The organism is Tardiphaga sp. 37S4 (assembly GCF_021044645.1).
In the GTDB taxonomy this organism is placed as follows: domain Bacteria; phylum Pseudomonadota; class Alphaproteobacteria; order Rhizobiales; family Xanthobacteraceae; genus Tardiphaga; species Tardiphaga robiniae.
This window is the reverse complement of record NZ_CP088008.1, coordinates 4,359,449-4,372,521: the sequence shown is the minus strand read 5'-3', so window position 1 is coordinate 4,372,521 and position 13,073 is coordinate 4,359,449. Positions and strand designations below refer to the sequence as shown.

Below are 13,073 nucleotides of genomic sequence, written 5' to 3'. Positions count from 1 at the left end.
TGTTCGATTGAACAGCGCCTACTTCTTCTTCGCGCCCACGCGCTCGACGCTCTTGATCTCCAGCGCCGGACGGCCGGACTTTTCGGCGATCTCGCGGTCCTGCTCGGCGATGGCGGCCTTGGCCGGCTCATCGCCGTCGAGTCCGCCCAGCAATTCGGAGGGCACACGGCGGTTGGAACGCTGCGAGCCGTCTTCATAGAAGACGTTGAAGAAGGCGAATTCGCCTTTGGGATTGGTACCGGGTTTCTTGGCCATGGCGGTTAAGTGGGGGATGGCGCAGGCGAAGTCAAAGCCTTAGCGCGCAAAGCGTGCATGCATCTGTGGGCAAAAGCGGGCAGTGGTTACCGGCGGGACGCGCCGCCGGGTCTGCGACAAAATGTTCATGATCTGTTCTTGATGATTTCGGAATAAGGACTATTATCCCCTCTGTCCTGCCCCACCGAGAGGGGCGATCGCGATCGTCACGTTCGCGGGGTGGGATGCGGTGGACGCCGGAGATGCGGCGTTACGCGGTTCATGGGGGACGTCTGTCTTCGGGCAGGACGGATCTGCGCCAGCACTGCCACTGGCAAGGACACGGCCGACCTTCGGATGGAAAGACCCCTGGACAGTGTGACGGACGACCAAGTCAAAACGTGTCCGGCCAAGTGCTTTGCGGCTACCCTGTCCCTCCGCCCTGGGACATTAATTTTGGTGATGGGACCGTTCGCCATGGCAGATGTGCAAGCAACCGAAAAAACACCGCATGCGGAACGCCGGGCACTTGCTCGGCGCCTCCGAAAGTCCTGATGCACTCTCAATTGCGGAAGACCGCATTCGCATCAGGCCCAAGGGTGCAACGGGCACCTGGCGTTCCGCACGCCCTCTCACAAGAGGGCGGGAATGCAAGACACGACGGCGCCCCCGCGCCGCAAATAATGGGGGCGATGACGCATGTCTGAAGATCCCACGCACGTCATTCCGGGGCGCGGCCGGCGCTTGCCGGACGCGAGCCCGGAATCCCGACATGGGAGGCTCAGATAGCGCTAGGCCATGTCGGGATTCCGGGTTCACGCTTGCCGCCTTCGGCGTCGCGCGCGCCCCGGAATGACGAGAACAAGGCGCGCCGTTGTTCGGACACACCGGTCATGCCACACTCCGGTATCGCCAACCCAACAGGTTTTTCATGACCAATCGTATCACCGCCATTGCCATTGCCGCTGTGTCCTTCGTCTCGGTTGCGCTGACGGCCACGTCCTCGCAGGCCGCCAAATGCGGCGGCGACTTCCAGACCTTCATCGCGGCCATGTCGCAGGAGGCGGCCGCCGCCGGCGTGTCGCAGGGCGTGATTGCGCAGGCCTTTGCCGGCGTGACGCAGGACCCCGCGGTGCTGTCGTTCGATCGCCGCCAGCGCGGCACCTTCAACAAGAGTTTCGAGCAATATGTCTCGACCCGCGTCGGCCAGGGCCGCATCTCCATGGGCCTGCAGATGATGCAGCGTCACGCCTCGCTGCTGTCGCGCATCGAGCAACGCTTCGGCGTGCCGCCTGAAATCGTGGTGGCGATCTGGGGCCTGGAGTCGGATTTCGGCAAGGGCGACATCGGCAAGATGCCGGTGATCCGCACGCTCTCCACCATGGCGCATGACTGCCGCCGCACCGAGCTGTTTCAGGGCGAACTGATCGCGGCGCTGAAGATCCTGCAGCGCGGCGACCTGCCGCAGCGCGACCTGATCGGCGCCTATGCCGGCGAGCTCGGCCAGACGCAATTCCTGCCGTCGAGCTACATCAAATACGGCGTCGATTTCGACGGCAACGGCCATGTGGATCTCAGGCATTCGGTGCCGGACGTGCTGGCCTCGACCGCGAACCTGCTCAAGACCGCAGGCTTCAAAGGCGGCCAGCCCTACGGCGAGGGCACGGCGAATTTCGAGGCGATGCGCGAATGGAACAGGGCCACGATCTATCGCAAGACCATCGGCTATTTCGCCGACCGTCTCGCGGCTGGCCGATAGAGGGAGGTCGCGCGCGGCGTTAAGCTTTCGTTAGGCCGCGCGACCGCCGGGCGAACTTTGGGAACCCCGATGGTGAAAGTCGGATTAACTCATTCCCTTTCACTCTTTCAAAACCACACTGGGGATTATCCGCGGCCAGTCAGATTCCGTTAAGCGTCGCCGACGCATTTTACCACCTGCTGGGAACGAGTGGTGAGAGTGATGGCGGGGATCGACAGCAGCGCGCAGAAGCGCGACGCACAACGTGGCGGGTGCCGCCGATGTTGAACGTCGGCACGCTGTTCACGGTGTTCACCGTCAACTTTTTGGCCCTCGGCGTGGTCTGGGCCTATGTGGCCACCAGCTATCCCAATCTGCACGCGGCGCGTTACTGGACCGCCGCCGCGTTCGCCGCGGCGCTCGGCAACAGCATCTCGGTGCTGCGCGGCGTCGGCGTCGATCCGCTGATCGCCATCGTGCTGGGTAACGGCCTACTGCTGCTGGCCACCAGCCTCGCCGCCATCGGCATGAATCAGTTTTACGGCCGCCCGGCGGGCTGGCGCGCGCAAGCCGTCATCATCGCCACCAGCCTGGCCGGCCTGCTGCTGTTCACGCTGTGGCACGACAACATGACGATGCGCGTGCTGATCTATTCCGCCGGCCAGTCGGTCACCGTTGTCATGACTGTGCCGCTGTTGTTGTCGCGCAAGGATGGCGGCGGCAATGCCGGCGCCCGTCTCGCCGGCTGGCTCGCCATCACGCTCGTCGCTGCGCATGCCGTGCGTTCGGCCGCGGCGCTGGCGAATATCGGCGGCAATATGACCTTTGCCGATTTCAACAATCTCCAGGCCATGATGGTGCTGGTGCTGGTGTTCCTGGCGATGTCGTGGAATTTCGGATTCCTGCTGATGGCCATCGACCGCCTGCGCGGCGAGGTCGCCGAACTCGCACTGGTCGACGATCTCACCGGCGTCGCCAATCGCCGCCATCTGGTGCAGCGTCTCACCGAGGAATGCGCGCTGGCGCGTCGCACGCAAAAACAGTTCGCGCTGCTGGCGATCGATCTCGACGGCTTCAAGGAAATCAATGACGGCCACGGCCACGCGGCCGGCGACGATTGCCTGCGACACTTCACGGTGATGACTCAGAGCAAGCTCCGCCCCGGCGATCTGCTCGCGCGTTCCGGCGGCGACGAGTTCAGCATCATCCTGCCGGCGACGACGCTACATGAAGCGGCAAACATCGCGCGCCGCATTCTGGATGTGTGCCGCATCGACGCCGCAGGCTGTGCGCCCGGCGAGATTCCGATTGCGGCGTCCATCGGCGTGGCGCAGTGGCACCCGCAGGTCGGGCAGTATCCGGAGCGACTGATCGCGGCTGCCGACCAGGCGCTCTATGCCGCCAAGAACGACGGCAAGAACCGCTTCGCCCTCTGCGATCTCGAAGCGCCGTCGATGGTGCCGGCTCTCAACATGGACGAAGCCATCGACCGCGCCCGCAAGCTGGCCTGATCGCCTCAGTTCATCGTCTTGTCGTGGGTGATGTCGATGATCGCGCCGGGCAGGCGGACGGGGCGGCCATGTCCGTCCAGCGTGCAACTGCCGCGCGCGAGAACCCAACTGATCCGGTCGTTCTTGATCAGCCGACACTCGCACTCAAAGATGCCGCCTGATCGCATCGCGGCCGCGACCGCCGCGTGCACCCGGTCAACGTCATCGGGATGGACTGCTGCGAGATAGGCCATGTTCGGCAGACCGCGCGCGGCCGTTTCGGGATCGACATTGAAGAAGCGGGCAGCCCCGGCATCGAGATAGTTGCGGTCGTTGCTGATGTCCCAGTCCCAGAAACCGGCGATCAGTTCACGGGCGGCGAGCCGGCGCGGCATCGGCATCTCGAACGCGTCGTCCTCGGCCGTGGTCTGGTAGGCCTCTGCTGCCGCGAGCCGCAGGATGTAGGAGAGAAATTCGTGCTTCCGCTCCCGGGCGAAGCTTGCAATATCGAGGCACACGTCACCCAAGGGTCGTCGCATCGCTCATCCCCACCCGTTCCCGGCGCGGGCAGAATATAGCGGGCTCCCTGCAATTCAACCGGTGGTTGGAGAATTTCTGCGCGGCAAATATGGGGATCGCGGTGGATCGCCCGATGAGGCGTGACGCGATGCCGCTTGCAGAGTTGGCGCCTGTCCCCCATGTCATGGCCATGATGAGCACAGGTCAATCAACCACTTACGACGCCGGCCGCCCGCGCAAACCGGCGTCCGCGCATGGTCCGATCATCGATCAGGATGGTTTTGAGGTTCGGCCCGAGCAACTTCGGCCGGATGTGCAGGGCTTTCGGTTCGACTTCGGAGCGGGCGCCAATCCGTTTGCCAATCTCACGCGCGAGCAACGGCTGGCGCGGCTGGATGCGCTGGCGAAACTGCTCGACGTCGCCTTCATCGTGCCGGGCACCAAGATCCGCTACGGCATCGATGGCCTGATCGGCTTGATTCCGATCGTGGGCGACATCATCACCACGGCGATCTCACTATGGGTGGTGCGCGAGGCGCGGGCGCTCGGCGCGCCGTGGCATCTCACGGCGCGGATGCTGGGCAATGTTGCTGTCGACGGCGCTGTCGGCATCGTGCCGTTTATCGGCGATGCGTTCGACGTGATGTTCCGGGCCAATGTCCGCAACGTCAGAATGCTGCGCAAGTGGCTCGAAAAACAGCCCAGACTCTAGTTCAGAGTCCGGGCTGCGATCGTCTCAATTCGTAAAGCTCAAGCTGCGTCGGCGTCGTCGGTCGCCGGCTCTTCGGCGCGCACGCGGCGCTCGAGCGGGAAGTCCTGGCTCTCATAGAGCGAGCGAATGCCGCTCTGGTCGAAACGCGCTTCCTCGACCTGCAGATAGGCGCCGTTCAGCGAGTCAGCCGGCAGCTCCTCGATCGCGAACTGGACGGCGGCGGCGGCCGTATCGAAACGACGATAGGCGAAACCGGCGCGCTTTTTCTTGCGGATCGCGGCGGGGAAGAGTTCGGCTGCGGTGTTGTAGCTGAAAGCTGCCATGGTCGGGGACCTCATCTGAATACGCAACGAAACGACGCTTCATTCGCAATGCAGCCGATCCGGCGGCGCGCGGAACATCATTTCAGGACAGACCCCAATATAAGCACGTTTTGGCCGATTGCGACACCTGCGATACAGCATGATGAATCGCAGTGCGCGGACGGTATTGCCGTAATAGCTTTGTGATTCAAAGAGCTTAGCGCGCGCTTAAGGCATGGGCAGCGGCGCGCGCGGCGCAATATTTGCCTATTGTCCGGTCACGTCCGGCAGCGGCACGATTTTCAGGGGGGTGGTATAGGGCTCGACCCGCAGCGCCTCAGTCGACATAAGCCCCACCTGCCGCAAAGGCGCCTGCTCCAGCGCCCCGGCCTCAGCCTTGCGCACGGCATATTGCCAGGCCGTCAGCGTACCCTTCTGGACCAAATGCTTGGCGACACCGCCGGCGTTCTTGGCTTCGAAAGTGGAGAGCTGGTCATCGTTAATGCCGATGATGATCTCGTCCTTGGCCGTGATCACCTTGAACAGCGACACCTTGTCGGTCGCCAGTGCGGGGTGGGACACCAAGCTTTCGAGAATGAGACCCGCAAGGGCAATGCCGAGCAACAAACGGTTTGAACGGGTAGACATCTTGGTACTTTCTTATTCTTCTTCGCGAACGTGCATGCCGCTGAGGCATGTTCAAGTAACAGGCAATAGGCGAAGCCGCTTACGGACAAGTATTGGACAGAAATGCCCCGCGAGACTTCGATGAGTCGCACGGGGCATGGAAACAGTTCGATACGGGATACGTATTTATTTAGGCTGAAGTTTCAAGGCCGCGGAGTTGATGCAGTAGCGCAATCCCGTGGGTCCGGGGCCGTCGTCAAACACATGTCCGAGATGACCATTGCACTTGGAGCACAGCACTTCCGTGCGGATCATGCCGTGGGTCACATCGCGTTCTTCGTCGATATGACTTTCTCGTGAGGGCTGCGTGAAGCTCGGCCAGCCGCAGCCGGAATCGAACTTGGCATCGGACTCGAACAGCGTCTGGCCGCAGCCGGCGCAGACGAAGGTGCCCGGCGTATGGTCATGTTCGTACTCGCCGGTGAACGGACGCTCCGTCGCCTTTTCGCGCAGTACCGCATACTGCATCGGGGTCAGTTCGCGGCGCCATTCGGCTTCGCTCTTTTCGACCTTGCCGGATGTGGTCTTGGTGTCGGTCATTCTCTCTCCTTCCCGATCGGCCCTGCTGCGAGCGCTCAGGTCAATTTGTGACCTTCGACGCGCTCACCAGCGTCGGCTTCTCGATATAGTTCTGGGCAAAGATCTTCTTCAGGTTCTCGACCTTCGGAATATCGTTATAGGCAATATAGGGCTGGTTCGGGTGCAGCGTCAGGTAGTCCTGATGATAAGCTTCCGCCGGATAGAAGGCTTCAAGCATTCCGAGCTTGGTGACGATCGGCTTCTTGTAGACCTTTGCGGCATTGAGCTGCGCGATATAGGCTTCCGCCACTTTCTTCTGCTCCGGCGTCGTCGCGAAAATTTCCGACCGATATTGCGTTCCCGAATCCGGGCCCTGGCGATTCAGCTGGGTCGGGTCATGCGCCACCGAGAAATAGATCTGCAGGATCTTGCCGTAGCTGATCTTTTGCGGGTCGTATTTGATCTCGACCGCTTCGGCGTGCCCGGTCGAGCCGGTGCTGACCGCGGTGTAATTGGCCGAGCTCTTGGAGCCGCCGGCATAGCCGGACACAGCGTTAACGACGCCTGCCGTGTGCTGGAATACGCCCTGGACGCCCCAGAAGCACCCACCCGCAATCACCGCAGTCTGAATGCCGGTCGCGGCCGGCGTGTCCGCTGCGGGTGCGGGAATGATGACAGCCTCTTCGGCAGCAAAAGTGGGGGCCACGATGGCGGTTGAAATCGCCAATGCGCCGGCAAAGGCGCAGAGCGAGAGGCGGCTGAACAGGGAGCGGCGCATAGCAGGTCCTCTTGGATGATCGATGGCCGGATATCGGCAGTCTAGACCGGAGCCCGCGGTTCGCAATCGGCATTTCCGGGCGGCGTATCGGAGATACGGAGAAGGATCTCGCTTGTTACGCGATACCGGACACGAGTTCGTGAGGATCTGGATGGCAGGAAAAAGCCGCGGAACATGCGTCCCGCGGCTTTCTGATTGACTATGACGCTAACCGCTTATGGGCAGGGATAGCGATTGCCGTCGTTGTTCAGATAAGTGCCTGACGCCGGATCGTAGGAACGATAGCGCTGCGAGCAATAGGCTGCGTTCTGCTGGGCTGCCGCGTTGGCCTGGCTGGCCGCAATCGCGCCGCCGATGATGGCGCCAGCTGCGAGGCCGCCGACGACGGCGCCAGCGCTGGGTCCGCGGCGATAGTAGCCAGGACCGTAGCCGTAGCGTGGGCCATAACCGTAGCGGCGATAATACTGCACGTTCTCGGTGGCCGAGGGTACGGCGCTGGCGAGGCTGGGCTGACTCAGCAGTGGCGCTGATGTTGCCGGCGCCGAAAACGCCAGCGCGCTTGCGCCGATCATCGTAGCCATCGTCAAGATTTTCGCGGGATGCATATCGAGCTCCTTGTTGTGCGTAAGTGGCCGAAACGTGCGGGCGGCCTTATGGTTCCACAATGCACAATGATGGGGGATGCGTCAGATCAACCCATGCTGTGAATTGCAAAACGCGGGCGTTACACCACGATGCTTAACCGCTTCGCTGCCCGGGTTATGCCGGTGTAGAGCCAGCGGGCGCGACTCTCCTGAAATGCAAAGCTCTCGTCGAACAGGACGACATCATCCCATTGCGAGCCCTGGCTCTTGTGTACGGTCAGCACGTAGCCGTAGTCGAATTCATCGTAAGGCTTGCGTTGCTCCCATGGCAGCGTCTCAACACCGCCGGAGAAACAGTCCGCGCGCACCGAGACCTTGGTGACCTTGCCGCCGAAATCCTCATCCGGCGAAATCCGCATGGTGATGATCTGCGACTTCGAGGCAGCACGCGCCTTCACGCGCCACAAGCCGCCGTTGAACAGCACCTTCTTGCGGTTGTTGCGCAGGCAGACCAGCTTGTCATTGGCCACCGGCAGCAGGTCCTCGATGCCAAGTTTCTGTCGCACACGCATATTGTAGGCGCGCCGCGTGTTGTTGCGGCCGACCAGTACCTGATCCGCGGCCATCACGCGGTCCGGATCGAGTGCCTTGCGCGACACGATTTCGCTCAGGCCGTATTGCCCGGGCTGCAGCGACCGACCCTCGCGGACATCCATCGACATGCGCACGATCGGATCGTGTTCGGCCTGCCGATGCACTTCGGTCAGCATCACGTCGGGCTCGGTCTCGGTGAAGAAGCCGCCACCCTGGATCGGCGGCAACTGCGCGGGATCGCCGAGCACCAGCAGAGGGCAGTCGAATGACAGGAGGTCGCGGCCGAGTTCGGCGTCCACCATGGAGCATTCGTCAATGACGATCAGCTTGGCCTTCGAGGCCGGTGCGTCATCCCACAATTCGAAATTCGGCTGCTCCTCGCCGCTCTCACGGGCGCGATAGATCAGCGAGTGAATCGTGGACGCGCCGTCGCAGCCCTTGTTGCGCATCACCAGCGCCGCCTTACCGGTAAAGGCTGCGAATTTCACCTCGCCGTCCACATTGTCGGCGACGTGCCGCGCCAATGTCGTCTTGCCGGTACCGGCAAAGCCGAACAGCCGGAACACCTGCGGTGTGCCGTTGCGGCCTGGCTTCGCCTTCAGCCAGTCGTCGACGGCTTTCAGCGCGGCATCCTGATGCGGGGTAAAGGTCGGCATTGCGTCTCTGGAAAGCGGTGCGCAGCCATTTTGCCGCGACTCAGCGGGGAAAGCTAACCATTCAGGCGTCTGACGCAAGCCGGAGACCCCCAAGTTGTGTGCGCCAACGTGGCCGGTTGCTCATTGTCGTTCCATGACGCAGTTATTAGGCTGCTTGAGCCTAGGGAGCCCAATTTGGAACGCAGACTGCTTCAGATCGCACTGGCGATTGTCGGCCTCGTGGCCATCCTGTTCGGCCTGACCGGCGTGCTGTTCGGCACCAGCCTGTCGGGCGTCAGGCTGGGCGTGACGATGGAAGGCTATGTGCGCTTCATCAAGGGCGTGCTGGTGGCGGTCGGGCTGATCTACTGGTCGGCAGTCCCGCAGATCGAAAAACGCTTTGAGCGGATTTCGATCGTGACCTTCATCCTCGTGTTCGGCGCTGCCGCGCGTCTACTGGCCGTGCTCAGTCATGGCTTTCCGACCGTGGGACTCCTGATCAGTCTGATCGGCGAACTCGTGGTCGTCCCGATGATCTGGCTGTGGCTCCGCCATCTCGTGCGGCGGGGTGCGGTCGCATGAAGCGGATCGGCATTGGGATCGTCTATGTGATCGGCGCGATTTCGATCGGTTATCTCGCGCTCTACGCCTATGCGATGTTCACCCGGCAGGAGCTGACGCCGGGCGATCCGATCAAGATTTTTCGCAAGCAGGACGCGCCGAGCTATTCGCAGGGCGCGTCGTTGTCGTTCTTCGCGTAATTACATCGCGCCCATGGCGGCACGATAGTCGCCGGCGCCCGCTCCGGCCGGTGTGATCGGCAGCCCGCCATCGGCATATTCGTTCAGCTTGTTGCGCAGCGTGCGGATCGAGATGCCAAGAATATTGGCCGCATGGGTGCGGTTGCCGAGGCAATGCTTCAGCGTTTCAAGGATCAGATCGCGTTCGACATCGGCCACGGTGCGGCCGACCAGCGCGCGGGTCACCGTCTCGGCCGCCAGCGTTGCATGCGCCACGGCGGGCACCGTCTTGGCGAGATCGAGGCGATCGCCGTCCGGAGTTAGGATCGCATCCGCGCCGATCTCGTCGCCGTTGGCCATCAGCACCGAACGGTGGATCGTGTTTTCGAGTTCACGGACGTTGCCCTGCCAGCGATTGGCGGTGAGTACGCGCCGCGCCTCGGCGGAGATCGGACGCACCGGCACGCCATTGGCGTCGGCATATTTTTTGGCGAAGTGTTGCGCCAGTTCGAGAATGTCGGCCGGGCGATCGCGCAGCGGCGGGATCTTCAGGTTCACGACGTTGAGGCGGAACAGCAGATCTTCGCGGAACGTGCCTTCGCGTACGGCGTCGGACAGGTTGCGGTTCGAGGTTGCGATGATGCGAATGTCCACCGGCACCGGCTTGGTGCCGCCGACGCGGTCGATGACGCGCTCCTGAATGGCGCGCAGCAGCTTCGACTGCAGCCGCACGTCCATTTCCGAGATTTCGTCCAGCAAGAGCGTGCCGCCGGTGGCTTCCTCGAATTTACCGATGCGGCGTGCGATCGCGCCGGTGAAGGCACCCTTCTCGTGGCCGAACAGTTCGGACTCCAGGAGATGCTCGGGGATTGCAGCGCAGTTAATGCTGATGAACGGCTTCTTGGCGCGGTTGGAGCGGGTGTGGACGTAGCGCGCCAGCACTTCCTTGCCGGTGCCCGATTCGCCCGTGATCATCACCGACGCATCGGAGCCGGCGATCTGCTGCGCCAGCTTGACCACCTTGCCCATCATCTCGTCGCGATAGATCAGGTCGCGGCTGTCATTGGCGACAGCAGCGAGAACGGCGGCGATCAGTTCCGGATCCGGCGGCAGCGGGATGTATTCTTTGGCGCCGGCATGGATCGCGGCGACCGCGGCGCGGGCATCGGTGGTGATGCCGCAGGCGACGATCGGCACATGGATGTGTTCGGCTTCCAGCCGCATCACGAGGTCGCGGATGTCGAGGGCGACATCGACCAGCAGGAGGTCTGCGCCCTTGCCGCCGCGCAACACGCCCATCGCCTGATCATGGCCTTCGGCATGAACCACGGAGGCGCCGTTATCCATGGCGATCTTGGTGGCGGTGGTGAGTTGGCCCTTGAGGGTACCAACGATGAGAAGCCGCATGGTGATCTCCTGTTATATCCTGGTCGCGCCCTTGAGGCGCCGTTTGTCCCGAGTTAGCTGCGTTCAGCCTTGATGATTTCAGTCATGGTGACGCCGAGCTTTTCTTCGACGAGAACGACTTCGCCGCGCGCCACCAGGCGGTTGTTCACGTAGATGTCGATCGCTTCGCCAACGCGGCGGTCGAGTTCGAGCACGGTGCCGGGCCCGAGCTTCAGCAATTCGCCCACACCCATTTTGGAGCGGCCAAGCACGGCCGAGACCTGGACTGGAACGTCGAAGACCGCTTCGAGATCGGCGGCAATACGCGTGACCTGTTCTTCGTCAGCATAGCCAACGTCTCCCATTGCGCCGGGATCGGTGGCATTGAGATCGGGAAGCGGCACCTGGGGATCGCTCATATTCTAGTCCTCACAGCCCTTTCAGGCCTGATTGCGCGACGCCATATAGCGTCCGACGAGTTCGTTGATCTTGGCGTCGATGGTTGCGCGTTCGAGCACGACGCCGCCATCCGCCCATTCGATTTTGCAGTCACCGTTCTCGATATCCGGCTCGGCGAGGATAACGAGGCGACCGGCGAAGCCGCTTTGTTTGGCCTGTTTCTCGATGCGTTCGCGTGCTTCGTCATAGAGCTTATCGTTGATGCGCACCACGAGATGCGGCGTCGACACCAGATTCTTGAAACAGTCGTGGACCAGGGCCATGACTTCGGTGAGCGGCTCAACGGCGATCAATTCACTGCAGAGTTTGCGTGCCACCGACACCGCGACATCGACAGCTTCGGTTTCCATCTTTTCTTCGATGGCCCCGAAGCGCGACGAGATCGAGGAGATCGCAACACCGATCTGTTCCAGCGCCAATGCGGCGCGACGGTCGCTTTCAGCCTTGGCTTCGCGCTGGGCCGCATCGAATCCGGTGCGATAGGCCTGGGCTTCGGCGTTGGCAACCTTCTCCGCGATCTCGGCCGGCGTGATCGCGGGCGCACGCGTCTTGTCGGGCGCTGCGAAGTCCATATCGAACAGAAATTTTGCGGGGGCGGCCATCAATACACCAGCTCGTCGTCGGCGCGGTTCTTGGTCAGCACGATTTCGCCCTTGGCGGCGAGATCCTTGGCGAGATTGACGAGTAGTGCCTGGGCCTCGTCGACATCGCGCAGACGGACCGGGCCGAGCGCGGCCATATCGTCGGTCAGCATCTTGGCGGCGCGGGACGACATATTGCCCATGAAGAAGGCGCGAACTTCCTCGTTGGCGCTCTTCAGTGCGATACCCAGCTTGTCCTTGTCGATGCTGCGCATCAGGGTCTGTGCCGAGCCGGCATCGAGCTTGATGAGGTCGTCGAAGGTAAACATCAGCGCCTTGATGCGCTCGGCCGCCTCGCGATTGTCTTCTTCCAGCGAGGTGATGAAGCGTGTTTCGGTCTGGCGATCGAAGTTATTGAAGATTTCCGCCATGACTTCGTGCGCGTCGCGACGACGGGTCTGCGAGAGGTTCGACATGAACTCGACGCGCAGCGTCTGTTCGACGCGCTCGATGACTTCTTTTTGCACCGCTTCCATCTTGAGCATGCGGTTGATGACGTCGAGCGCGAGATCCTCCGGCAGGATGCCGAGCACGCGTGCCGCATGCTCTGGCTTCAGCTTCGACAGCACCACAGCGACGGTCTGCGGATATTCGTTCTTCAGGTAGTTCGCGAGAACCTCTTCCTGCACGTTGGAGAGTTTTTCCCACATGTTGCGGCCGGCGGGGCCGCGGATTTCTTCCATGATACCGCTGACGCGCTCGGACGGCAGATACTGGGTCAGTAGACGCTCGGTGGCATCGAAAGTGCCCATCAGGGCGCCGGAGGCGGACATCCGTGACACGAATTCGAGCAGCAGATCTTCGACAGTCTCCGGCTCGATGGTGCCGAGCGATGACATGTGGAGTGAAAGCTCGCGCACTTCGTCGTCGTCGAGCTGCGCCCAGACCTTCCCACCATATTGTTCACCCAGCGCCAGCATCAGGATGGCTGCGCGCTTCGGGCCGCTCAGCGGCTTTGCTGGCGCACGGCCACCCTGGCGCTGTGCGAGCGAAGCGACGACGCTGGCGATGTCGCTGCTGTTGTCGCCGGTGGTTTGCGGAACGGATGCCATTCA

Annotated in this window: 17 protein-coding genes; 5 read left to right on the top strand and 12 right to left on the bottom strand. The window is 62.3% G+C overall.

All coding sequences use genetic code 11. The features are described from left to right. Positions 1-18: 18 nt before the first annotated feature. Positions 19-255, bottom strand: a complete 237-nt coding sequence (locus LPB73_RS20800) for a hypothetical protein (RefSeq protein WP_068733419.1) — start codon at positions 253-255, stop codon at positions 19-21. 910 nt (positions 256-1,165) lie between these two features. Here LPB73_RS20800 and LPB73_RS20795 point away from each other — a divergent pair. Together LPB73_RS20795 and LPB73_RS20790 are read left to right on the top strand one after the other, a co-directional pair. Further along, positions 1,166-1,993: a lytic murein transglycosylase gene (locus LPB73_RS20795; RefSeq protein WP_231078019.1), complete on the top strand. Its 828-nt coding sequence runs from the start codon at positions 1,166-1,168 to the stop codon at positions 1,991-1,993. A 260-nt stretch (positions 1,994-2,253) separates the two neighbouring features. After that, positions 2,254-3,483, top strand: coding sequence for a GGDEF domain-containing protein (locus tag LPB73_RS20790; protein WP_231078018.1), 1,230 nt, complete (start codon positions 2,254-2,256; stop codon positions 3,481-3,483). A gap of 5 nt (positions 3,484-3,488) precedes the next feature. Here LPB73_RS20790 and LPB73_RS20785 read toward each other — a convergent pair whose 3' ends face one another. Further along, complete coding sequence (locus LPB73_RS20785; RefSeq protein ID WP_089262075.1) at positions 3,489-4,001, bottom strand: PAS domain-containing protein; 513 nt, start codon at positions 3,999-4,001, stop codon at positions 3,489-3,491. Between the two features lie 173 nt (positions 4,002-4,174). On the opposite strand from LPB73_RS20785, the gene LPB73_RS20780 reads away from it, so the two are divergent. Continuing rightward, positions 4,175-4,693, top strand: a complete 519-nt coding sequence (locus LPB73_RS20780) for a DUF4112 domain-containing protein (protein ID WP_414716915.1) — start codon at positions 4,175-4,177, stop codon at positions 4,691-4,693. A gap of 38 nt (positions 4,694-4,731) precedes the next feature. Here LPB73_RS20780 and LPB73_RS20775 read toward each other — a convergent pair whose 3' ends face one another. The 6 genes from LPB73_RS20775 to LPB73_RS20750 form a co-directional block, all read right to left on the bottom strand. Further along, positions 4,732-5,016: a hypothetical protein gene (locus tag LPB73_RS20775; protein WP_068733430.1), complete on the bottom strand. Its 285-nt coding sequence runs from the start codon at positions 5,014-5,016 to the stop codon at positions 4,732-4,734. 246 nt (positions 5,017-5,262) lie between these two features. Next, positions 5,263-5,643 carry a hypothetical protein gene (locus tag LPB73_RS20770; protein WP_139285870.1) on the bottom strand — a complete coding sequence of 127 codons (381 nt, stop codon included), beginning with the start codon at positions 5,641-5,643 and terminating at the stop codon, positions 5,263-5,265. A 165-nt stretch (positions 5,644-5,808) separates the two neighbouring features. Next, positions 5,809-6,222, bottom strand: coding sequence for a peptide-methionine (R)-S-oxide reductase MsrB (gene msrB / locus LPB73_RS20765; protein WP_093759446.1), 414 nt, complete (start codon positions 6,220-6,222; stop codon positions 5,809-5,811). A gap of 40 nt (positions 6,223-6,262) precedes the next feature. Then, positions 6,263-6,979, bottom strand: a complete 717-nt coding sequence (msrA, locus tag LPB73_RS20760; protein WP_089262069.1) for a peptide-methionine (S)-S-oxide reductase MsrA — start codon at positions 6,977-6,979, stop codon at positions 6,263-6,265. Positions 6,980-7,194: 215 nt separating this feature from the next. Then, the gene (locus LPB73_RS20755; protein ID WP_068733438.1) at positions 7,195-7,584 is read right to left on the bottom strand and encodes a BA14K family protein; all 390 of its coding nucleotides are present in this window, start codon (positions 7,582-7,584) and stop codon (positions 7,195-7,197) included. 119 nt (positions 7,585-7,703) lie between these two features. Beyond that, the gene (locus LPB73_RS20750; protein ID WP_093759443.1) at positions 7,704-8,813 is read right to left on the bottom strand and encodes an ATP-dependent DNA helicase; all 1,110 of its coding nucleotides are present in this window, start codon (positions 8,811-8,813) and stop codon (positions 7,704-7,706) included. 174 nt (positions 8,814-8,987) lie between these two features. On the opposite strand from LPB73_RS20750, the gene LPB73_RS20745 reads away from it, so the two are divergent. Together LPB73_RS20745 and LPB73_RS20740 are read left to right on the top strand one after the other, a co-directional pair. Further along, positions 8,988-9,374 (top strand): DUF4345 domain-containing protein, encoded by a 387-nt coding sequence (locus LPB73_RS20745; protein ID WP_231078017.1) that lies wholly within the window; start codon positions 8,988-8,990, stop codon positions 9,372-9,374. Then, positions 9,371-9,553, top strand: coding sequence for a hypothetical protein (locus LPB73_RS20740; protein ID WP_093759441.1), 183 nt, complete (start codon positions 9,371-9,373; stop codon positions 9,551-9,553). The genes LPB73_RS20745 and LPB73_RS20740 overlap by 4 nt, the downstream gene beginning before the upstream one ends. Here the strand turns inward: LPB73_RS20740 and LPB73_RS20735 are convergent, their stop codons facing one another. Genes LPB73_RS20735 through fliG form a run of 4 tightly spaced genes read right to left on the bottom strand, consistent with a single transcriptional unit; the run spans position 9,554 to position 13,070 of the window. Next, the gene (locus LPB73_RS20735; protein ID WP_231078016.1) at positions 9,554-10,939 is read right to left on the bottom strand and encodes a sigma-54 interaction domain-containing protein; all 1,386 of its coding nucleotides are present in this window, start codon (positions 10,937-10,939) and stop codon (positions 9,554-9,556) included. 53 nt (positions 10,940-10,992) lie between these two features. Then, on the bottom strand, positions 10,993-11,337 hold the full coding sequence (fliN, locus tag LPB73_RS20730; RefSeq protein WP_089262063.1) for a flagellar motor switch protein FliN: 345 nt from the start codon (positions 11,335-11,337) through the stop codon (positions 10,993-10,995). 21 nt (positions 11,338-11,358) lie between these two features. Then, positions 11,359-11,979: a FliH/SctL family protein gene (locus LPB73_RS20725; RefSeq protein WP_231078015.1), complete on the bottom strand. Its 621-nt coding sequence runs from the start codon at positions 11,977-11,979 to the stop codon at positions 11,359-11,361. Further along, positions 11,979-13,070 carry a flagellar motor switch protein FliG gene (fliG, locus tag LPB73_RS20720; protein WP_089262059.1) on the bottom strand — a complete coding sequence of 364 codons (1,092 nt, stop codon included), beginning with the start codon at positions 13,068-13,070 and terminating at the stop codon, positions 11,979-11,981. Before fliG ends, LPB73_RS20725 begins: the two co-directional genes overlap by 1 nt. Positions 13,071-13,073: the final 3 nt, after the last annotated feature.